This window comes from Enterobacter sp. WP_7_1, from assembly GCF_003688535.1.
Classification (GTDB): Bacteria; Pseudomonadota; Gammaproteobacteria; order Enterobacterales; family Enterobacteriaceae; genus Enterobacter; species Enterobacter asburiae.
In genome coordinates this window covers 1,427,046-1,447,840 of record NZ_REFK01000001.1, presented here as the reverse complement: position 1 = coordinate 1,447,840, position 20,795 = coordinate 1,427,046, and the positions used below count along the sequence as shown (strand labels likewise).

Below are 20,795 nucleotides of genomic sequence, written 5' to 3'. Positions count from 1 at the left end.
AAACAAAAATGGTTAAGAATCCAATTGTTGGCCGGTGATTATCTGAACAAAGTGAGAAATATTTTCTGTCGACCAGAACGGCCCGAAAGTGGTGTAAAGAAAGCCTGGAAAATGTGTAGAAAAATGCCCCGGCGCGACATCGTTCGCCGGGGCTAATGAGGCGGTTATTTTACGCTGACATCGATACCCGGAAAGTACTTATCAGCGAGTTTAGCGATCGTGCCGTCGGCACGTACTTTATCAATCGCGGCATCAAGCTGCTTTTTGGTGGCCTCATCACCCTTACGCAACCCAAAACCGATCCCACTGCCGAGGATAGTGTCGTCAGACACCGGTTTGCCGATGAAGCCAAACCCTTTCCCCTGCGGCTTGCTGAGGAAACCTGCCTGCCCGGCCGCGGACATGACCAGCGAGGCGTCGATACGGCCATTCAGCAGATCGCCCCAGGCCATATTCTGATCTTTATAAGACACCACGGTGACACCCTGCTTTTCCCAGTGCTCTTTCGCATAGGTTTCCTGAATGGATCCCTGCAGGACGCCGATGGTTTTACCCTTCAGCCCTTCTGGGGTTGCCTCAACCGCCGTACCGGCCTTGCCGACCAGCTGCGACGGAATACGGTAGATCGGCTGGGTAAAATCAATGCTCTTGCGGCGCTGCTCGGTAATGTTCATCGCCGAGTTGATGGCGTCAAATTTCTTCGCCACCAGGCCCGGGATCAGCGCATCAAACGAGGTTTCAACCCAGCTGCACTTCAGCGCAGCCGCTTTGCAGATGGCATTCCCCAGCTCAACGTCAAACCCTTCCAGTTCGCCCGCCGCATTGCGGCTCTCAAACGGCGGGTATTCCGCTTCCAGACCGTAACGCAGCTCGGTAGCCGCGAAGGAAGAAAAAGTACACAGCAATCCCATGCCGACAACTAACGCGCGTAATTTCATCTAATACTCCTCAGCGTGGTTTAACCCGACACAGGGCCTGGGCACCTGCCCGTAACGTCGCCTCATCTTTCGCAAAAGAGAGACGAATCAATTTATTATCCGTACCGTCCGCATAAAACGCCGACAGCGGAATGGTCGCAACGCCGTACTCAACGATCAGCCGTTTCACCAGCTCGCTGTCGCGCTCGTCGCTGAACTGGCTGTAGTCCGCCAGCATGAAGAACGATCCGGCGCTCGGCAGCAGGGTAAACGGTGAATCGGCCAGCAGGCTGTGCAGCAGATCGCGCTTGCGCTGGTAAAACGCCGACAGCGACAGCCAGGTTTGCGGGTCGACCATATGTTCAGCAAACGCGTGCTGCATTGGCGTATCGGCAGAAAACATTAAAAATTGATGGACTTTACAAATCTCGTCCATCAGTACCGCCGGTGCAACACAGTACCCCACGCGCCACCCGGTGACGTGATAGGTTTTTCCGAAAGAGGAAATAATCACGCTGCGCTCCGCCAGCTGCGGGTGCGTGGCCATCCCGTGGTGCGGCTCATCGTCAAAAACGACGTGTTCGTACACTTCGTCAGACAAAATAATGATGTCGGTATTGCGCGTCAGCGCCGCCAGCTGTTCCAGGTCATTGGCGGAGAAGACCTGGCCGCTCGGGTTATGCGGCGTATTGATGATGATCATGCGCGTGCGCGGGGTGATCGCGGCGCGAACCTCATCCCAGTTGACGGCAAAATCCGGCACGGTGAGCTTGATGGCTATCGGCGTTGCCCCCTGCAGACGGACAATCGGCGCGTAGCTGTCAAAGGACGGCTCAAAGTAGATCACTTCATCACCCGGATGCACCAGCCCGCTTATTGCCGAATAGAGCCCTTCGCTGGCGCTGGCGGTCACCAGCACCTCGCTGGCAGGGTCATACTGCGTGCCGTAGAGCGTGGCGATTTTATCGGCAATACGTTCCTTAAGCGGCTGCAGGCCGGTCATTGACGCATACTGGTTATGCCCCGCCTCCATGGCGCGGGTGACGCCCGCAATCAGCTTCGGGTCGCAGGAAAAATTCGGTGCGCCCTGAGAAAGGTTAATCGCGTTATGCTGCGCCGAGAGCTGGCCGATAACGGTAAAAATGGTGGTTCCCACATCCGGCAGTTTGGAGCGCGTTTGCACAGGCGTTCGTAAAGTCATCCTCTTTCCCTTCTCATGGACATTGCATAACTATTCAAACAACATCTGTGCTGTCGGGACAATCGAATTGTTGTCATAATAGCCATGAGAAAAATGCATAGCTGAGGTGTTTATATGTCGCGCCGTTCGCTCCCCCTTAATGCCATCGACGCATTTTTAGTCACCGCGCGTCACCTCAATCTTACCCATGCCGCGGCGGAACTGTGTCTGACGCAGGGGGCCGTGAGCCGTAAGATTGCCTCCCTTGAGGCGTGGTTTGGCTTTCCACTTTTTGAGCGCCACGCGCGCGGGCTACGCCTCTCGCCGCAGGGCAGCGCCCTGCTTCCGGAGCTGCAGTCCGCTTTCGAGCAGCTGCTGTCCGTGGCCGACCAGGCCCGCAGCCAGCACACGGTGATCCGTCTGAAGGCCCCCACCTGCGCCATGCGCTGGCTGGTGCCGCGCCTGCTGGAGGTGGAGCGCGAGCATCCGGATCTGCAGATCGCGCTGACCACCACCACCGATCACAACGTCAATTTCAAAACCGAATCTTACGACGCGGCCATTGTGTTCGGCACGCACATGAGCGCAGGCGATCTGCTGTTCGAAGAGGCGCTCACCCCGGTGATAAGCCCGGTGCGGGCGGGTGCTGCCTTAGGTTCGCTGACGTTTCTGCACCCGACAAGGGATAAGACGGACTGGTCGCTGTGGCTGACGAAACAGGAAGGCCCGGGCTTTGTCATGCACAAAAATCAACACTTCGATACGATGGATCTCGCCATTACGGCCGCCATTCAGGGGCTGGGGGTCGCCATCGCCGACGAAACGCTGGTGGCAGAAGATGTTCACGCGGGAAGGCTGGTACGGCCCTATGAGACAAGCATAAAAACCGGCGCAAGCTACCGGCTGGTGATGCGCGAAACGCCAGGCGAGGAAAATGGTCTCGCGGCGTTTCGCGCCTGTTTGCTTAATCGAGGCTGACGTGGTGCTTCATCACCCGCTTGAAGAGGCTCATGCGGGCGCGCATAAAGCGGTTTTCAAGCCTGAAAGCTGCATGTTTATTCACACCAATGCGTAACAGAACGTCCCGCCCTTTGCGGCACGCGGGCCAGTGCGTCGGCCCGGGCAGAATGTCGCTAGGACCAGCGTCACGCGCAAAGCTCACCCAGTAATCGGCCACGTGGGCAGCAAACTGCAGATCTCGCTCATTGACGTACTGACGTGAAGGCTCCACCTGGCCGAGCGTATCGAAGACGTAGGGAACTTCGTTGCCGTGCCAGGCACCGTTGATGTACGTGGCATGTTCCGCCTCTGCGACATAGTCAAACCAGTAACGCCAGCACAATCCGCCGACGCGCTGCTGGGCCTGCATCACCACGTAGCCCATGGTGGTAAACGCCATGTCGCGGCACACCTGCCTGCCCAGCTCTTCATCGCCCTTCACGCCCGGATAGAGCAGCTTTATCAGCCCCAGCCCGAAGCGACGCTCGCGCCGAAGCTTCTGAATTTGTCCGGCGAGATCGATGCCAAACACCGCCATCACGCTGGCTTCATCGCTGTTGGAGCCAATCATTACCGGCACCGGATGCTGACGGGCGGCGAAAAAGACGTCCAGCATGGCTTCTGGCAGAACGCAATCTCCAGCGATAGGCGCCGGGGCGACGTTCAGCGGCGCGGTGAGCGGCCAGAACGCCTCGGCCGGAATGGCGCGCAGCTGCCCTGCGGTCGCATTTTCCAGGCCGAAATGGGCGGCCAGCGCTTCCCCTTTTTGCAGGGCCTGCTCGCGCGGCGTGTCCGGCAGGGTGTATCCGCTTTGCACTATCGCCTTATGGAACAATCCTGCCGCCAGCGGCGAGGCCAGCAGAGAGAGCACGCTGCGCGCACCGGCGGATTCGCCAAACAGGGTGACATTGTCGGGATCGCCACCAAACCCGGCGATGTTCTCCCGCACCCATTCGAGGGCGGCGATCTGATCCAGCAGGGCAAAATTATGCACTACGCGCCCTTCCTCGCCTTCCAGCGCGGGATGGGCGAAAAAGCCGAGATGACCGAGGCGGTAGTTGATCGTCACGACAACCACGCCGCGCGTGGCCAGCGCTTTGCCGTTATACGGCGGCAGACCCCCGGCACCAATGGTAAACCCGCCTCCGTGCAGCCAGACCATAACCGGAAGCGGCTCGGCGCGGTCTACGGGGGACCAGACGTTAAGGTAAAGACAATCTTCGGAAAACTGGCCCGGATCGCCGCCGCCTAGCTCCTGACAATACTCGCTGCTTTGCCAGCTTGAGGGAGAGAAAGCCGTGGCCTCGCGCAGGCCATCCCAGCGTTCAGGCGGCCGGGGCGAGCGCCAGCGCCACTCCCCCACGGGCGGCGCGGCGTAGGGAATACCGCACCAGAGGTGGACATTTTCATCGGTTAAACCAGACAGTGCGCCCTGGCGCGTTTCAACCACAGGGGCGGAAGGATTTTGCATAACGACCTTAATTTTTCCATCACACCCCAGCAGAGTAACGATTTCAGAGCAAACCGCAACGCTGTTTGCTGCGCGTTTCAGCCTCCTGGTAGAGCGTAAACTCGTCATATACCGGGCATCCCAGCGCGTCTTCAAACGCATCGCGGCTGGCGTTACCGTGGCTGCGGGCCTGGGTTTCGTTCCCGAGATTGGACTGGAAAATCCCCGCGGCGCTGACCGGGAGGAAATCTTCGTAGGTGATCGGCTGGGCAACCACCCACCCGCGCTCAATCAGCGGCTGCGGATCGTCTCCGGGACGAAACGCGTGACGATGGGCTTCCCCTGATGGCGTCAGGCGATAGCGAAAATAGGCCAGCTCCTGACGCCGCATGAGCATTTCGCTGTCCGGGAAGGCGCCAAAGATCTCCCGCAGATGCAGCTGGTGCGTGAGGTTATCTTTACCGGTACCGGCCTGAGCGAGGAGGCTATCGTACAGTTCCCGGCCTTTCGGGGTCAGCGCCACGCCGCGCTGTTCAATCTCACCGAAGCGCGCGGTGTGGGTGCCTTGATGTTCTCCGGCAAACAGCACCGGCTCTTCGAGCGCCTTGAAGCTGGTTTGACGCAATAAGACGGGCACTTCGCGACGCGGCGGCCCTTCGATCAGAATTTTTGGCTCGATACCGTACTTCGGCATCAGCTCCTGTACCCGGTCAATATCCAGCGTGCGCGGCGTGAGGTGGTTAATATGGCAGCCCGGGAAGCAGACCACGTCGGCAATCAGGCGATGCTCATTGCTCAGGGCCAGATAGGTCTCCTGATCGACCGTCGCATGACGGTGCCAGCGGAAGGTTTCTAACGCTTCGTGCACAAACTCGTGGGCCTGTGCGTCAGTAAAGTGCCCTTCCGACTCGTGAAGGTCGATCAGTTCCAGGCAGCGCGGCGTGAAGATGTTGCGGTGAGACAGGATCTCCGCGGCACGCTCGCGCAGCGCGACGTTTTCAATCAGCTCAAGACGCAGCAGCGAGGTAAAGATACGAAACGGATTCCGGCACAGCGCCGCATCCTCTATCGGACGAAATGCCGTTGAGTGGACGGGCACCCCCGCCTGAGAGAGATCGTAATAGCTGACCGGGTACATGCCCATAATGGCAAACATACGGCGCAGGGTTGAAAGTTCCTGTGCCGTGCCGACGCGGATCGCCCCGTGACGCTCCACGTTAAGGCGCGCAAGCTCATCGGCGTTAGCCAGTTGTTCATGTAATAGTGGATTGTTTTCCAGAACCGCCAGGTTTACGTCCGCAACCAGTTCGAGCAAGGTGCCGTACTGCGGAACTTCCTGCTGGTACATCGCCGACATAGCCTGCGAAAAGTGTTCCCGAATGTCATCAGCCGTGATGGTGTTCGCCATGATGTCATGCCTCCAGTGAATATTACCTGGAGTGTAGAGAAACCCGTTCCTTCCGGGGGGAAGAATTTCTGATTTGTGATCTTAAGACGACAGTGGTAAAACCGTGTGCTACGGGCCCCGGAACAGACCCGAACGGAACCGCCCTTTCGACCTGAATGCTTTTATCCAGGATTTTCCTTATAATTATTTAGGGTTCCGCTTTCTAGCTATAAAGGAGTATTTATTGGCTCTCTCCTGAATGCAAATTAACTAATATGAGTACGCCATTATTTTTATCCTCACCTTTCAAATTTTTAGCCCGAAGTTAGGATTAATCCGAATGGTTGTTTACAAGTCCTTCCTGCCTATCCATATTTCCACTTTAAGCGAAGCGCAAATTTACAAATATTTAAAAATAACGCAACCGCAAATAGCCAAACGCATTTGACGGATGCCGCACAGCGACTAGAGTTATTACTCGAACGACGAGTGATACGGAAATGTTTTCGTATCGTACTGACATAACCAATATATGACTATGAGGTTTAATATGGCAGAGCATCGTGGTGGTTCCGGTAATTTCGCTGAAGACCGTGATAAAGCATCAGAAGCTGGACGTAAAGGCGGCCAGCAAAGCGGTGGGAATTTTAAAAACGATCCGCAACGCGCATCTGAAGCGGGTAAGAAAGGAGGTCAGAACAGTCACGGCGGAGGCCGTAAATCTGATAACTCCTGATCTTATTTAAAACTCTTTTAATAAAACCTGAGAGCATGCTGCGGGCTGAATAGCTCGCAGTAACCTTTCTTTATTTTACCGGAGCGTAATTATTATGAATATGAAAAGCGTCGAGGATGTTTTTATTCATCTTCTGTCGGATACCTACAGTGCGGAAAAGCAGCTTACCCGCGCGCTCAGCAAGCTTTCCCGCGCCGCCTACAGTGAGAAACTGAGCGCTGCCTTTACCGCACACCTTGAAGAAACGCAGGGACAGATCGAACGTATCGACCAGATCGTCGAACAGGAAGACGGTATCAAAATTAAGCGCATGAAGTGCGTGGCGATGGAAGGCTTAATTGAAGAAGCTAATGAAGTTATTGAAAGCACGGAAAAAAATGAAGTGCGTGATGCCGCGTTAATTGCCGCCGCGCAAAAAGTCGAGCATTACGAAATTGCCAGCTACGGTACCCTCACGACATTAGCAGAACAGCTGGGCTATAAAAAAGCCGTTAAACTTCTTGCTGCAACGCTGGAAGAAGAAAAAGAAACCGATCTTAAACTCACAGACCTGGCCGTTGGAAATATTAACCAAAAAGCGCAGAAATGACGCAATAACACAGGTTAAATAAAATGAGCATCAGTCCAGGACAATTAAACGGTGCCATTTAACGGCAGCCATAATATGGTTCATTCTCGCTATCCCCTCCGTAATATGGTGGAAGAATAGCGTGCTATGGGTCATTATCATCAGTATTTACGCCAATATTGTCGGCCATTTATCTGGCTACAGTGCCGCGCGTGCCGATCAGGCTGCTGAAAGTGAGACCAAATAAGCGAACCCTAATGAGGATACAATGATGAATCACGTAGAACACTACCATGACTGGCTACGCGATGCCCATGCGATGGAAAAGCAAGCCGAATCTATGCTGGAATCCATGGCCAGCCGTATCGATAATTATCCTGATGTTCGCGCCAGAATTGAGCAGCATATTAATGAGACAAAACGGCAAATTACCTTGCTGGAAGAAATCCTCGACCGGAATGATATTTCTCGTTCAGTTTTAAAAGATTCGATGAGCAAAATGGCGGCGCTGGGGCAATCCATCGGCGGCATGTTCCCGTCAGATGAAATCGTTAAGGGCTCCATCAGCGGCTATGTTTTCGAACAGTTTGAAATAGCCTGTTATACCTCGCTGCTCGCGGCGGCTAAGAAAGCAGGCGACGTCGCCTCGGTACCTGCCATCGAGACGATTCTGGCGGAGGAACGCGAAATGGCCGACTGGCTAATTCGTCATATTCCGCAGACCACGGAACAGTTCCTGCTGCGTTCAGACGCATCGGGCGTCGAAGCAAAAAAATAATCCGGGAGAATCGCCATGTTCCGACACGTCAAACAGCTGCAATACACGGTTCGCGTTGCCGAACCGAACCCTGGCCTCGCCAATCTATTACTGGAACAGTTCGGCGGGCCACAGGGCGAACTGGCTGCCGCCTGCCGGTACTTTACGCAAGGATTGAGCGATGACGATCCGGGCCGTAAGGATATGCTGATGGATATCGCCACCGAGGAGTTAAGCCACCTCGAAATCATCGGTACCCTGGTCGGCATGCTGAACAAAGGTGCCAAAGGCGCGCTGGCGGAAGGGGTGGAAAACGAGGCTGATCTGTATCGGTCCATGACCGAAAACGGCAATGACAGCCACATTACTTCCCTGCTCTATGGTGGCGGCACCCCGCTCACTAATTCTGCGGGCGTGCCCTGGACCGCGGCCTACGTCGACACCATCGGCGAGCCGACGGCGGACCTGCGCTCAAACGTGGCGGCAGAAGCCAGAGCGAAAATCATCTATGAACGGCTGATCAACGTGACCGACGATCCCGGCGTAAAGGATGCCCTGGCGTTTCTGATGACGCGCGAGGCGGCGCATCAGCTCTCCTTTGAGAAGGCGCTGCAGTCCATTCGTAACAATTTCCCGCCGGGGAAATTGCCGCCAATCGAGGAATTCACCAACAAGTACTACAATATGTCTGAAGGTGGAGAGGTTCGCGGAAGCTGGAACAGCGATAAACATTTCGATTACGTTGAGTCCCCCCAGCCTGCGGTTGATGGCGGCGACGGCAGTGCAAGCGTCACGCTCACGACCGAACAGGCAACCCTGGTCAAGGCGATGTCTGCCCGCACGAAGTCCGATCCACATTCCGACCCGCTGACTGGTGCCGAGCTGGGTGCCGGTAAGACTAAACCGTAATCGGTTTTGCCGGGCAGCCATAAACTGCCCGGCAATTCTCGTGCCCCATCGTTTCAGAGGTACGGACTATGTTCGAACTCGACGCGTTTCATCTGGCCAGAATTCAGTTCGCTTTTACCGTCTCGTTTCATATCCTTTTTCCTGCGATCACCATCGGCCTCGCAAGTTATCTGGTGGTGCTGGAAGGCATGTGGCTGCGCACCAAAAACGACGTCTGGCGTTCGCTTTACCATTTCTGGCTCAAGATATTTGCCGTTAACTTCGGGATGGGTGTCGTTTCCGGGCTGGTCATGGCGTACCAGTTTGGCACCAACTGGAGCGGGTTCTCACAGTTCGCGGGCAGTATTACCGGCCCACTCCTGACCTATGAGGTGTTAACCGCCTTCTTCCTCGAGGCCGGTTTCCTTGGCGTCATGATGTTCGGCTGGAATAAGGTCGGCCCCGGCCTGCACTTCTTTTCAACCTGCATGGTCGCGCTCGGCACGCTGATGTCGACCTTCTGGATCCTCGCGTCCAACAGCTGGATGCATACGCCGCAGGGCTTCACTATTGAGAACGGACAGGTTATCCCGCAGGACTGGCTGGCGATCGTCTTTAATCCCTCCTTCCCTTACCGCCTTATTCATATGGCTATCGCCGCGTTTCTGAGCAGCGCGCTGTTTGTCGGCGCCTCGGGCGCATGGCACCTGCTGCGCGGTAACGATACGCCCGCCGTTCGCACCATGTTTTCCATGGCGATGTGGATGGCGCTGCTGGTCGCCCCCATCCAGGCGGTCGTGGGCGATATGCACGGCCTGAACACGCTTGAGCATCAGCCGGCCAAAATTGCCGCCATTGAGGGACACTGGGAAAACCCGCCCGGCGAGGCCACCCCGCTGCTGCTGTTTGGTCTGCCGGATATGGAGGAGGAGCGCACCAAATACGGTCTTGAGATCCCCGCGCTCGGCAGCCTTATCCTGACGCACAGCCTGGACAAGCAGGTTCCGGCGTTGAAAGACTTTCCGAAAGAAGATAGGCCAAACTCGACCATCGTTTTCTGGTCGTTCCGCGTCATGGTTGGGATGGGGCTGCTGATGATTACTCTCGGTCTGATTGGCGTCTGGCTGCGCTATCGTCATCGATTTTACCACTCTCGCCCGTTCCACTGGTTTGCCCTCTGTATGGGGCCTGCCGGGCTGCTGGCGCTGCTCGCCGGCTGGGTGACCACCGAAGTGGGCCGCCAGCCGTGGGTGGTCTATGGCTATCTGCGCACCATCGACGCGGTATCGCTGCACAGCACCCTGCAGATGAGCATCAGCCTGCTGGCGTTCTTCGTCGTCTACTCGTCGGTGTTTGGCGTGGGCTATGTTTACCTCATCCGGCTGATTAAGAAAGGACCGCAGCCTGTCGAAACGCTGACGTCAAACACCTCGGGCACGCCCGCCCGTCCGCTGTCTGCCGCTGAGTCTGTTCCTGAAGAGGAGAGAACCTGATGGGCGTCGATATCTCAGTTATCTGGTTTGCCATCATCGTCTTTGCCACGCTGATGTACATCATCATGGATGGCTTTGATTTGGGCATCGGCCTGCTGTTCAATTTCGTGGGCGATGCGAAAGAGCGTGATGTGATGGTCAACAGCGTCGCGCCGGTCTGGGACGGAAACGAAACCTGGCTGGTGCTCGGCGGCGCAGGGTTATTCGGCGCTTTTCCGCTGGCCTATGCGGTGATCGTGGATGCGTTGACCATTCCCCTTACCGCCATGCTAATTGGCCTGATCTTTCGCGGCGTCGCCTTTGAGTTCCGCTTCAAAGCCACGCCGTCGCACCGCAAATTCTGGGACTACTCCTTTGCGGGCGGATCGCTGCTCGCGACCTTCAGCCAGGGCATCGTCGTGGGCGCAATGATCAACGGCTTTGACGTTGAGGGCCGACGCTTTGTCGGATCCGCGCTTGACTGGCTCACCCCCTTCAACCTCTTCTGCGGTATCGGTCTGGTCGTCGCCTACACGCTGCTGGGCACCACCTGGCTCATTATGAAAAGCGAAGGCGCGCTGCAGGCCAGCATGCGCGAGCTGACCCGCCACGTGCTGCTGGCGCTGATGGTCGTCATCGCCGTGGTGAGCATCTGGACGCCGCTCGGCTGGCAGTACGTGGCCGACCGCTGGTTTACGCTGCCCAACTTCTTCTGGTTCCTGCCGGTTCCGCTGCTGGTTGGGCTTTTCAGCGTGCTGATCTGGCGCCTCACCCGCAACCCGGCCAGCCACTCTCGCCCCTTCCTGCTGACGCTGGGGCTTATTTTCCTCGGGTTTAGCGGGCTCGGCATCAGCCTCTGGCCGAACATTATTCCGCCGCGCATCACCCTGTGGGAAGCCGCGGCCCCACCTGCCAGCCAGCTGTTTATGCTGGTAGGCACGTTGCTGATTATTCCGGTGATCCTGGTGTACACCGCCTGGAGCTACTACGTCTTCCGGGGCAAAGTGTCGGATACTGAAGGCTATCACTGAGGAACGCTATGACCGACTGGCATACACGAGCCATTATTTATCAGATTGATACCGCGCTATTTTATGATTTGAACGGCGATGGCTGCGGGGACATCGCCGGGATCGCGGCCAAGCTGCGCTATATACGCCGCATGGGGGCGACGGTCATCTGGATCACCCCGTTTTACCTCACGCCCTTTCTCGATGAAGGCTACGACGTCAGCGACCACCTCCAGGTGGATCCCCGCTTCGGAAAGCTGGCCGATATCATCGCCTTTATCGAGCAGGCCCGTGAGCTTGGCATGCAGGTCATTATCGAGCTGCTGATCCAGCACACGTCGGACGCGCATCCCTGGTTCCAGCAGGCCCGCCGTAACCCGGCGTCACCCTATCGTGATTATTACCTCTGGTCGGATAACGACGAAGACGATACGCCCCCCATGTTTCCCGGCGTGGAAAAGAGCATCTGGACCTGGGACGACGAGGCGGGACAATACTACCGGCACATGTTTTATCGCCACGAGCCGGATCTGAACCTCACCTCGCCCGCGGTGCTTAAAGAGATTGAGAACATCATCCTCTTCTGGCTCAAGCTTGGCGTGTCGGGGTTTCGCCTCGATGCCGCATCCCACCTCACCACCCAGGCGGGAAACGGTGATGAAAAAAAGGGTCTGTGGATCCTCGAACATATGCGGCGTCTTATCGAAGAGCGCAATCCAGACGCGATCCTGCTTGGCGAAGTTGACGTAGACGTTGAGACCTATAAAGACTACTTCGGCAATAACGACCGCCTGAATCTGGTGCTCAACTTCTGGCTCAACAAGTATTTCTACGTCAGCCTGGCCCGCAAAAGCGCCCGCCCGCTGCGCAATGCGGTGAAGAAGATGATCGTCCCGCCTGACTCCTGCTGTTTTGCCAACTGGCTGCGCAACCACGACGAGCTGGATCTGGAAGGCATTAGTCAGAAAGACAAACAGCTTGTCCTCGACACGTTCGCCCCTGATGAGGAGATGAACGTCTATCAGCGCGGGATCCGCCGCCGCCTGGCGCCGATGCTCAACGGCGATCGGAAGCGGCTGGCGTTCTGCCACGCGGTGCTGTTTTCCCTGCCGGGTGTCCCGGTGATGCGCTACGGCGACGAGATCGGCATGGGTGACGACCTGGATCTGGAGGAGCGCTACGCCGTCCGCACCCCGATGCAGTGGGCGGGGTCACAGGGAGGCGGTTTCTCCGCGGCCGACCCTGAAAAATTTATCGCGCCGATTATCGACCATGGCCCTTACCGCTATCAGAAAGTCAACGTCGCCGATTCGCTGCTTCACCACAACTCGCTTCTGCACCGGATCATCGATATTGCCACTACCCGCTCGGAGTTCCCCGAAATTGCCGTTGCGCCCTTTCGCCTTATCACAATCGATGATGACGCGGTGCTGGGGATTTATTACGAGACCGACGAGCGCAGCATCCTGACCTTCGTCAACTTCAGCGACGAGCCGGTGCAGTTCACCGCCAAAGGGATCCGCAACGCCACCTGGACCGCCTGTCTCGAGGACAAGCGCTACGATGACGCGCTGATTTGCGGCAAAACCGTTCAGCTCAGCCTTGGCGGCTACGGCTACCGCTGGTTCTGGACGCACCGTAGCGCGCTGCGCTGACTACGGTCTCCGGCGGGTTATCAGACGCGTCAGCACTATTCCCGCCACCGCGAGGGCGCCCAGCGCCACCTTACCCGGCATGCCGGAGGTGACGGACGGCGCGCGGGTTTTCGCCTCGTCAGTAAAGCGGCCATGGATTTTATGCAGATCGTTAACCGGCTGGTCGAGGTAGTCCCGGCGATCCGGCGCGTTGAGATCGTCGGTCATCTGGCCTTCCCACGCCTTTTTCACCATCAGCCGGTCGAGAAAACCGGGGAAGAAAAATTGCCCGACGATGGACTGGATGGTGCTGCTGCCGACCCACAGCTCGCGAACCGGTTTTTGCGCCACCCTGAAGATGGCGCTGGCGGCCACCTCAGGCTCAAAGACCGGCGGCACGGGGCGCATCGCCCAGGCAAACTTATTCCTCGCCCATTCGAACTGCGGGGTATTGAGCCCCGGCATCTGGACCATCGAAAGCTGAACCCGGCTGTTCTCATGCATTAGCTCGGTACGCACCGCATCGGTGAACCCGCGGATCGCCGCTTTGGCCCCGCAGTAGGCTGACTGCAGCGGAATGGAACGGTAGGCCAGCGCGGAGCCCACCTGGATAATCACGCCCCTGTCGCGCGGAACCATAAGTTCGAGCGCGGCGCGGGTGCCGTTCACGTAGCCGAGGTACGTCACCTCAGTCACGCGGCGAAATTCGTCCGGCGTGAGGGTTCGGAACGGTGCCAGAACGGCCCCCATGGCGTTGTTCACCCAGACATCAATCGCGCCGAGGCGATACTCAATTTCGTTAGCGGCCTCCACCACCGCCTGGCTGTCGGCGACGTCCGCCTGCACGGCGTGGGCATTAACGCCATAGCGCCGCAGCTCCTCCTGGGTAGAGTGCAGGCTTGCTTCATCGCGCGCGATGAGCCCGACGTCGTAACCTGCCTTTGCAAAGTGCAGCGCCGTGGCTTTTCCCACGCCCGCCGTTCCGCCGGTAATCACTATGACAGCCATAGAACCTCCCCGTGAGTTTAACCGTTATCCTCGTCAGACAATGCTGCCAGCAGCTCCGCCAGCGAGAAGTGCACCGCTTTTTCCACCACATCCTGACAGTCACCGGAGAAAAGCATGGTGCGGGTTTCCGTCTCGCCGCGTATATTCCACGCAAAGCAGACCGTCCCCGCCGCCGTGCCGTCGTCGCCCCCTTCCGGGCCCGCGTAGCCGCTGATGGCGATGCTGATATCCGCCTGGGCGATATCGCGGATACTGGCGGCCATCTCGGTAACCGTCTGTTCGCTCACGGCAGTAAACCGCTCAAGCGTCTCGGGACGCACGCCGAGGATCCGCATTTTGGCTTCGTCGCTGAACACGACCAGGCCGACATCATAAAATTCGGCGGTATTTTCCTCAGCGCAAAGCGCCACCGAGAGCTTGCCGCCCGTGCAGGATTCCGCGGTGGTTAAGCGAAGCCCGAGATCGGTTAATTTGCTCGCCAGCTTTTTCGTCAGTTCACCAACGGTATTATTGCTGTCGTGAAAAAGATTGCTCATCTTACCGCCTCTTATTTCTCGAAAGGAATGATTGAAATATGACCATTGCGCTCAAGTATGGCATATTTAATGTCGCTTATTTTCGTAATGCCATTATTTTGGCGCGCTGACACCAGAATATCATCACAGGACACGTCAACTTTTTTCAGTTTATCGGCTAACGGCACGCCGTTCTCGACAAGAATAACAGGTGTACCATCCAGAATATTCTCCACCGGCGAGAAATATTTCTTCATCAGCCCGAATATAATATCCACTACCACCAGCGTGGTAATGGTAATCATCGCGCCGGTGACGGAAAAATCTTGTCCCAGAAGCGCCTGCTGTGTGGCTTCACTAATTATCAAGAGCAGAATGAGATCGAAGCTGGTCATCTGCAGCAGCGCACGACGCCCGGCCACTTTAAATACCACCACGAGGAACAGATAAATAGCCAGCGCGCGAAAGACCATATCCATATCAGCCTCCTACGGGTAAATAAATTGCCAGATGTTAATCTCCGGCTCGCTGTTGACGCGGATGACGGTGTTCCATTTACCGGCTCTGGAAGGTGTCGTGAAGAGTAACACGGAGAAGCGGTCGGATTTTTTCAGGTTGTTATAGACAAAAAAGAGGGTCTTTCCGCGGCTGAACATACTGTCCGGCTGCGGCCAGACGCTGCCGGGCTCATACGCATCGCTGCTCTCGCTGGTCATGCTGAGGACATACTTCCCCTCGGCCTGCACCGGAAACGCGAGCTCCATCCGCGTCTCTGTCTCCCGTCGTCCAAAGCGTTCATAGTTTATGGTCAATGATTTAGCGGAATTCGTTTTGACCGTGTTGCTGACCATTCCGCTGGAAAACAGACCGGCAATCGCCGCGACGATAATACCCAGCAGAACAATAAAACCCACCTGACGAAACGCGTATTCAAACGTCAGCAAGCGATAACTCTCGTCTATCCCGGGTAACTTTTCATTTTCACGCTTCATGGCCTTCGTCACCGTTTCGCTTATTATCCGATAATTTTGATTTCTAACGCGAATGTTTTTAGGACTTATCACATTTGCCACATAAAGGAATAGCAACAATACTTAATAAGTCAAGACACCCAAAATGAAGGATATCGGATGAAATTATCACTTGTTTCCGCTTTATTGATATTTCTGGTTCCGGCCGCATGGGCAGATAATAACGGGGGTTTACAAAAAGACGAAGCGCCACCGCCTCCCCACGCGCTTGATAGCGGATATCGCGGAACCGACGACGCGCGTATTATGACCATCAAGCAGGCAAAAGAATTGCATGATGGTGCGACAATTTCATTACGCGGTAATCTTATTGACGGTAGCGGCGATAAGTTTGTATTTCAGGATAAAACCGGAAAAATCGACGTTATTATTCCCCAGGCAGTCTTCGACGGCAGAACGGTAAAACCCGACCAGATGATCAGTATCAACGGTTCGCTTGATAAAAAATCATCTCCTGCCGTCGTCCGTGTTGATCGTTTGCAGAAATAATTCAGCGAAGCGTTAACGCTGCAGTTATCCATCAAATCTCACCCCTTGGCTTAAGGAGTCAGCTATGAGTGATACTAAACAACGTACGAACGCTTACCCGCAGCCCCCGTTCCCGGAACAGCCGCAGACGCCGCCGGGACTGGCATCAGAAATGCAGCCCGTACCCGACCACGGGGAAAAAAGCTACAAAGGACATGGACGCCTTGCCGGCAAAAAAGCGCTAATTACCGGCGGAGACTCAGGTATTGGTCGCGCGGTCGCTATCGCCTATGCTCGTGAAGGCGCTGACGTTGCCATTAACTACCTGCCCGAAGAGGAAAAAGACGCCTCTGAGGTCATCGACCTGATCGAAGCGGAAGGCCGCAAGGCCGTCGCGCTGCCGGGTGACGTCCGGGACGAAACCTTCTGTCAGAATCTGGTCGAAGAAGCCGTGTCGAAACTGGGCGGGCTGGACATTCTGGTCAATAACGCAGGCCGCCAGCAGTTCCGTGAATCGCTTGAAGAACTGACCACGGAAGATTTTGACGCAACGTTTAAAACCAACGTTTACGCTCCGTTCTGGATCACCAAGGCGGCGCTGCGCCACCTGAAAGCGTCGTCCGTTATCATTAATACCTCGTCCGTTCAGGCGGTTAAGCCCAGCCCCGTGCTGCTGGACTACGCCCAGACGAAAGCCTGTCTGGCGGTGTTTACCAAATCCTTAGCCAAACAGCTGGGTCCGAAAGGCATTCGCGTCAACGCGGTTGCTCCTGGCCCTTACTGGACGGTACTGCAGTCCAGCGGCGGGCAGCCGATGGAAAAAGTGAAGGAGTTCGGTGGCGACACCCCGCTGGGACGTCCGGGCCAGCCCGTCGAGATTGCCCCGCTGTACGTCACGCTGGCCTCGGATGAATGTTCATTTACGTCCGGCCAGGTGTGGTGTTCCGATGGCGGTGACGGCGTGATCTAAATCGGTAAACGATACCCCTCCGCAATGAGTAATAAATGAACAAGGATGTTCACTTTTATTCCCCCGCCAAAAAACATGTTGTAACTCAAACAGATCAAATGTTAAAAATATTTTGCTATCAGGTTATCAAAATTAAACAACTTAACTTGTCACCCGCATCGCTCTGTTTTTAACATCGCCTATGGAAAAAAATGGTCTGTTCAGTCAGCGCATACGCTTGCGCCATTTGCATACATTTGTGGCCGTCGCTCAACAGGGAACGCTGGGGCGTGCGGCTGAAACTCTCAACCTGAGCCAGCCTGCGCTCTCAAAAACCCTCAACGAGCTGGAACAGTTGACCGGTGCCCGTCTTTTTGACCGCGGCCGGCTGGGGGCGCAGCTTACCATCGTGGGCGAACAGTTCCTCACGCACGCCGTTAAAGTGCTGGATGCGCTCAATACCGCAGGCCAGTCCCTGCACCGAAAAGAAGAGCAAACCAGTGAGGTGGTGCGCGTGGGTGCTTTGCCTACCGCGGCGCTGGGCATCCTGCCGCCCGTTATCGGCCAGTTCCACAAGCAGCAGCGGCATACCACGATTCAGGTCGCCACCATGAATAACACCATGCTGCTCGCGGGGCTGAAATCGGGTGAACTGGATCTCGGAATCGGTCGCATGTCCGACCCTGAGCTGATGGGCGGTCTCAATTACGAACTGCTGTTCCTGGAGTCCCTGAAGCTGGTGGTTCGTCCCGATCACCCCCTGCTGCAGGACACGGTGACGCTTAGCCGCGTGATGGAGTGGCCGGTAGTGGTTTGCCCAAAAGGGACCGTTCCCCGCCAGACCGCCGAAACCTTGCTGCAAATGCAGGGGTGTACGCTGCCCTCTGGATGTATCGAAACGCTGTCGGCCTCGCTTTCGCGCCAGCTTACGCTGGATTATGACTACGTCTGGTTCGTGCCCTCCGGCGCGGTGAAAGATGATTTACGTCAGGGAACGCTGATCGCCCTGCCGATTACTTCCCCCGGCCCCGGTGAACCTATCGGCATTTTGACCCGCGTAGACACGCCGCTATCAACGGGCGCACAGACGCTGCTGAGCGCTATCCGTAAATCAATGCCGGTATAAAACCTTTTTCACCCCTCACCCTAACCCTCTCCCCTTAGGGGCGAGGGGACTAGCCCATGCGTTAATCAAATAATGCGGAATAATCCATTAACAATTGCGTAAAACAATTTAACAGTTTTATCATAGCGTCGAATTCACCAAATGGTTCGTAAATCATTTTTTAACTCCGAATTCACCCGTATTAATCATTATTCCCTCCGCATTTATTACCCAACTGGTACACACCCAGCTCGACGGGGGGATCTTAAGGAGACAGAAATGGCATTTGGCAGCGCGCCACGTGGGATACCGCGTATCCTGCAGTGGCTTCTTGCCGGACTGATGTTGCTCATCGGTCTGGCAGTCGGCGGGCTGGGCTTTAAGCTCGTCACCGTAGGCGGAAGTGGATACTTCCTGATAATGGGCGTGGTGATGGTGATTGCCGCGATCCTGATTTTCCTCAATCGCAGCAGCGGGATCGTGCTTTACGGCATCGCCTTTATTGCCTCGCTGTTCTGGGCGGTAAGCGATGCGGGCTGGGATTTCTGGCCGCTTTTCTCTCGCCTGTTTACATTTGCCGTATTGGCCTTCCTCTGCGCCATCGTCTGGCCTTTCCTGCGCGCGGCAAACCACAGCGTTGCGAACAAGGCGCCCGCTTTTGGCGTCGCGGCCGTGCTCGCGGTGGCGATGCTGGTCAGCCTGGGCTGGATGTTTAAGCCGCAGACCCTCGTGGCAGCGAACGAGCCCGTTCCGGTGAAACCCGTCGCCCCCGGCGAGCAGCAAAAGAACTGGGAGCACTGGGGCAATACCACCCACGGCGACCGTTTCGCCGCGCTGGATCAGATTAACAAGCAAAACGTCCGCGATCTAAAAGTCGCCTGGGTTGCGCACACCGGCGATATTCCGCAGAGCAACGGCTCCGGCGCGGAAGATCAGAATACCCCCTTACAGGTTGGCGACACGCTGTACGTCTGTACTCCATACAGTAAAGTGCTGGCTCTGGACGTGGATTCCGGCAAAGAAAAATGGCGCTACGATTCCAAAGCCACAGCGCCTAACTGGCAGCGCTGCCGCGGTCTGGGCTATTTTGAAGACCATTCAAGCGTGACAACGTCACAGACAGAAACACAGCCTGCGGCATGCCCACGCCGTCTGTTCCTGCCGACCACCGATGCCCGCCTGATTGCCATCAACGCGGATACCGGCAAGGTCTGCGAAGACTTCGGCGACCATGGCACCGTGGATCTGAGCGTCGGCATGGGCGAAATCAAGCCCGGGTATTATCAGCAGACCTCCACGCCGCTGGTCGCAGGCAATGTGGTTGTCGTCGGCGGTCGCGTCGCGGATAACTTCTCCACCGGCGAACCGCCGGGCGTGGTGCGCGCCTACGACGTGCACACCGGTAAGCTGGCGTGGGCGTGGGATCCGGGTAATCCGAACCTGACCGGCCTGCCGCCGGAAGGCCAGACCTACACGCGCGGCACGCCGAACGTCTGGTCAGCAATGTCTTACGACGCTAAGCTGAACCTGATCTACCTGCCAACCGGCAACGCCACCCCGGACTTCTGGGCGGGCGAACGTACCGCGCTGGACGATAAGTACAGTTCCTCCATCGTCGCCGTGGACGCGACCACCGGTCAAGTGCGCTGGCATTTCCAGACAACCCACCACGACCTGTGGGATTTTGACCTGCCTTCCCAGCCGCTGCTGTACGATCTGCCAGACGGTAAAGGTGGCACCACGCCGGTGCTGGTGCAGACCAGCAAGCAGGGCATGATCTTCATGCTTAACCGCGAAACGGGCAAGCCGGTGGCGAAGGTAGAAGAGCGTCCCGTTCCGGCGGGGAACGTTGAAGGTGAACGCTACTCTCCGACCCAGCCGTATTCCGTGGGCATGCCGATGATTGGCAACCAGACGCTGACCGAATCCGACATGTGGGGGGCGACGCCTGTCGACCTGCTGCTGTGCCGTATTCAGTTTAAAGAGATGCGTCATCAGGGCGTCTTCACCCCGCCGGGTCTCGACCGTTCCCTGCAGTTCCCTGGCTCTCTCGGCGGGATGAACTGGGGCAGCGTCTCCGTTGACCCGAACAACAGCCTGATGTTCGTCAACGATATGCGCCTGGGCCTGGCAAACTACATGGTGCCGCGCGCTAACGTGGCGAAAAACGCCAGCGGCATCGAGATGGGTATCGTACCGATGGACGGCACGCCGTTCGGCGCGATGCGCGAACGCTTCCTGTCGCCGCTGGGCATTCCGTGCCAGAAGCCGCCGTTTGGCACCATGTCGGCCGTTGACCTGAAAACCGGCAAGCTGGTGTGGCAGGTGCCTGTCGGCACGGTGGAAGATACCGGGCCGCTGGGCATTCGCATGCACATGCCAATCCCAATCGGCATGCCGACGCTAGGCGCATCGCTCTCTACCCAGTCCGGCCTGCTGTTCTTCGCCGGCACGCAGGATTTCTACCTGCGCGCGTTTGATACCGCCACCGGGAAAGAGATCTGGAAAGACCGTCTGCCTGTTGGCAGCCAGTCCGGCCCGATGACCTACGTGTCGCCGAAAACCGGTAAGCAGTACATCATCATCAACGCCGGGGGCGCTCGCCAGTCGCCGGATCGCGGTGATTACGTTATCGCGTACGCGTTACCCGATAAGCAATAAGATGTGAAAAAGGGACCGAAAGGTCCCTTTTTTTTGCCCGGTGGCGCTTCGCTTACGCGG

The 20,795-nt window shown here is 56.8% G+C and carries 21 protein-coding genes; 13 read left to right on the top strand and 8 right to left on the bottom strand.

Features of this window, described 5'->3' with window-relative positions; all coding sequences use genetic code 11:
• Positions 1 to 164 precede the first annotated feature (164 nt).
• Positions 165 to 938, bottom strand: coding sequence for a transporter substrate-binding domain-containing protein (locus BJ885_RS07210; protein ID WP_025756391.1), 774 nt, complete (start codon positions 936 to 938; stop codon positions 165 to 167).
• A 10-nt stretch (positions 939 to 948) separates the two neighbouring features.
• Complete coding sequence (locus tag BJ885_RS07205; RefSeq protein WP_121931526.1) at positions 949 to 2,118, bottom strand: pyridoxal phosphate-dependent aminotransferase; 1,170 nt, start codon at positions 2,116 to 2,118, stop codon at positions 949 to 951.
• A gap of 114 nt (positions 2,119 to 2,232) precedes the next feature.
• Between BJ885_RS07205 and BJ885_RS07200 the strand changes: the two genes are divergently transcribed.
• Entirely contained in the window at positions 2,233 to 3,075 is an 843-nt protein-coding gene (locus tag BJ885_RS07200; RefSeq protein WP_059346716.1) for a LysR family transcriptional regulator, read from the top strand.
• On the opposite strand, the gene BJ885_RS07195 is transcribed toward BJ885_RS07200, so the two are convergent.
• Together BJ885_RS07195 and BJ885_RS07190 are read right to left on the bottom strand one after the other, a co-directional pair.
• The gene (locus BJ885_RS07195) at positions 3,062 to 4,567 is read right to left on the bottom strand and encodes a carboxylesterase/lipase family protein (protein ID WP_121931525.1); all 1,506 of its coding nucleotides are present in this window, start codon (positions 4,565 to 4,567) and stop codon (positions 3,062 to 3,064) included. The two genes, BJ885_RS07200 and BJ885_RS07195, sit on opposite strands and share 14 nt — an antisense overlap.
• Positions 4,568 to 4,610: 43 nt before the next feature.
• Positions 4,611 to 5,954 (bottom strand): VOC family protein, encoded by a 1,344-nt coding sequence (locus BJ885_RS07190; protein WP_121931524.1) that lies wholly within the window; start codon positions 5,952 to 5,954, stop codon positions 4,611 to 4,613.
• A gap of 529 nt (positions 5,955 to 6,483) precedes the next feature.
• On the opposite strand from BJ885_RS07190, the gene BJ885_RS07185 reads away from it, so the two are divergent.
• The 8 genes from BJ885_RS07185 to BJ885_RS07150 all read left to right on the top strand — a co-directional run bounded on the left by BJ885_RS07185 (position 6,484) and on the right by BJ885_RS07150 (position 13,019).
• Positions 6,484 to 6,669, top strand: a complete 186-nt coding sequence (locus BJ885_RS07185) for a general stress protein (protein WP_063142815.1) — start codon at positions 6,484 to 6,486, stop codon at positions 6,667 to 6,669.
• A 94-nt stretch (positions 6,670 to 6,763) separates the two neighbouring features.
• Positions 6,764 to 7,258, top strand: a complete 495-nt coding sequence (locus BJ885_RS07180; RefSeq protein WP_121931523.1) for a ferritin-like domain-containing protein — start codon at positions 6,764 to 6,766, stop codon at positions 7,256 to 7,258.
• Between the two features lie 43 nt (positions 7,259 to 7,301).
• Positions 7,302 to 7,484 (top strand): hypothetical protein, encoded by a 183-nt coding sequence (locus BJ885_RS07175; RefSeq protein ID WP_121931522.1) that lies wholly within the window; start codon positions 7,302 to 7,304, stop codon positions 7,482 to 7,484.
• Between the two features lie 24 nt (positions 7,485 to 7,508).
• A complete protein-coding gene (locus BJ885_RS07170; protein WP_024908416.1) occupies positions 7,509 to 8,015 on the top strand; it encodes a ferritin-like domain-containing protein in 507 nt (168 codons plus the stop codon).
• 15 nt (positions 8,016 to 8,030) lie between these two features.
• A complete protein-coding gene (locus tag BJ885_RS07165; RefSeq protein ID WP_063142817.1) occupies positions 8,031 to 8,903 on the top strand; it encodes a manganese catalase family protein in 873 nt (290 codons plus the stop codon).
• A gap of 68 nt (positions 8,904 to 8,971) precedes the next feature.
• On the top strand, positions 8,972 to 10,375 hold the full coding sequence (locus BJ885_RS07160; protein WP_121931521.1) for a cytochrome ubiquinol oxidase subunit I: 1,404 nt from the start codon (positions 8,972 to 8,974) through the stop codon (positions 10,373 to 10,375).
• A complete protein-coding gene (gene cydB / locus BJ885_RS07155) occupies positions 10,375 to 11,385 on the top strand; it encodes a cytochrome d ubiquinol oxidase subunit II (protein WP_121931520.1) in 1,011 nt (336 codons plus the stop codon). Before BJ885_RS07160 ends, cydB begins: the two co-directional genes overlap by 1 nt.
• Before the next feature lie 8 nt (positions 11,386 to 11,393).
• Positions 11,394 to 13,019, top strand: a complete 1,626-nt coding sequence (locus BJ885_RS07150; protein WP_121931519.1) for an alpha-amylase family protein — start codon at positions 11,394 to 11,396, stop codon at positions 13,017 to 13,019.
• On the opposite strand, the gene BJ885_RS07145 is transcribed toward BJ885_RS07150, so the two are convergent.
• Genes BJ885_RS07145 through BJ885_RS07130 form a run of 4 tightly spaced genes read right to left on the bottom strand, consistent with a single transcriptional unit; the run spans position 13,020 to position 15,513 of the window.
• Positions 13,020 to 14,006 (bottom strand): SDR family oxidoreductase, encoded by a 987-nt coding sequence (locus BJ885_RS07145; protein WP_121931518.1) that lies wholly within the window; start codon positions 14,004 to 14,006, stop codon positions 13,020 to 13,022. It abuts the gene before it with no gap.
• A gap of 17 nt (positions 14,007 to 14,023) precedes the next feature.
• Positions 14,024 to 14,542: a 2-oxo-tetronate isomerase gene (locus BJ885_RS07140; RefSeq protein WP_054830210.1), complete on the bottom strand. Its 519-nt coding sequence runs from the start codon at positions 14,540 to 14,542 to the stop codon at positions 14,024 to 14,026.
• Between the two features lie 11 nt (positions 14,543 to 14,553).
• Positions 14,554 to 15,000, bottom strand: coding sequence for a DUF421 domain-containing protein (locus BJ885_RS07135; protein WP_047060810.1), 447 nt, complete (start codon positions 14,998 to 15,000; stop codon positions 14,554 to 14,556).
• A 9-nt stretch (positions 15,001 to 15,009) separates the two neighbouring features.
• The gene (locus BJ885_RS07130; RefSeq protein ID WP_121931517.1) at positions 15,010 to 15,513 is read right to left on the bottom strand and encodes a hypothetical protein; all 504 of its coding nucleotides are present in this window, start codon (positions 15,511 to 15,513) and stop codon (positions 15,010 to 15,012) included.
• A 138-nt stretch (positions 15,514 to 15,651) separates the two neighbouring features.
• Here BJ885_RS07130 and BJ885_RS07125 point away from each other — a divergent pair, with 138 nt between their 5' ends.
• The 4 genes from BJ885_RS07125 to BJ885_RS07110 all read left to right on the top strand — a co-directional run bounded on the left by BJ885_RS07125 (position 15,652) and on the right by BJ885_RS07110 (position 20,735).
• On the top strand, positions 15,652 to 16,041 hold the full coding sequence (locus BJ885_RS07125; RefSeq protein WP_121931516.1) for a YdeI family stress tolerance OB fold protein: 390 nt from the start codon (positions 15,652 to 15,654) through the stop codon (positions 16,039 to 16,041).
• Between the two features lie 64 nt (positions 16,042 to 16,105).
• Positions 16,106 to 16,990, top strand: a complete 885-nt coding sequence (locus BJ885_RS07120; protein WP_024908407.1) for an SDR family oxidoreductase — start codon at positions 16,106 to 16,108, stop codon at positions 16,988 to 16,990.
• A gap of 181 nt (positions 16,991 to 17,171) precedes the next feature.
• A complete protein-coding gene (locus tag BJ885_RS07115) occupies positions 17,172 to 18,095 on the top strand; it encodes a LysR substrate-binding domain-containing protein (protein WP_023311667.1) in 924 nt (307 codons plus the stop codon).
• A 258-nt stretch (positions 18,096 to 18,353) separates the two neighbouring features.
• Positions 18,354 to 20,735, top strand: a complete 2,382-nt coding sequence (locus BJ885_RS07110; protein ID WP_121931515.1) for a glucose/quinate/shikimate family membrane-bound PQQ-dependent dehydrogenase — start codon at positions 18,354 to 18,356, stop codon at positions 20,733 to 20,735.
• The last annotated feature ends 60 nt before the right edge of the window (positions 20,736 to 20,795 follow it).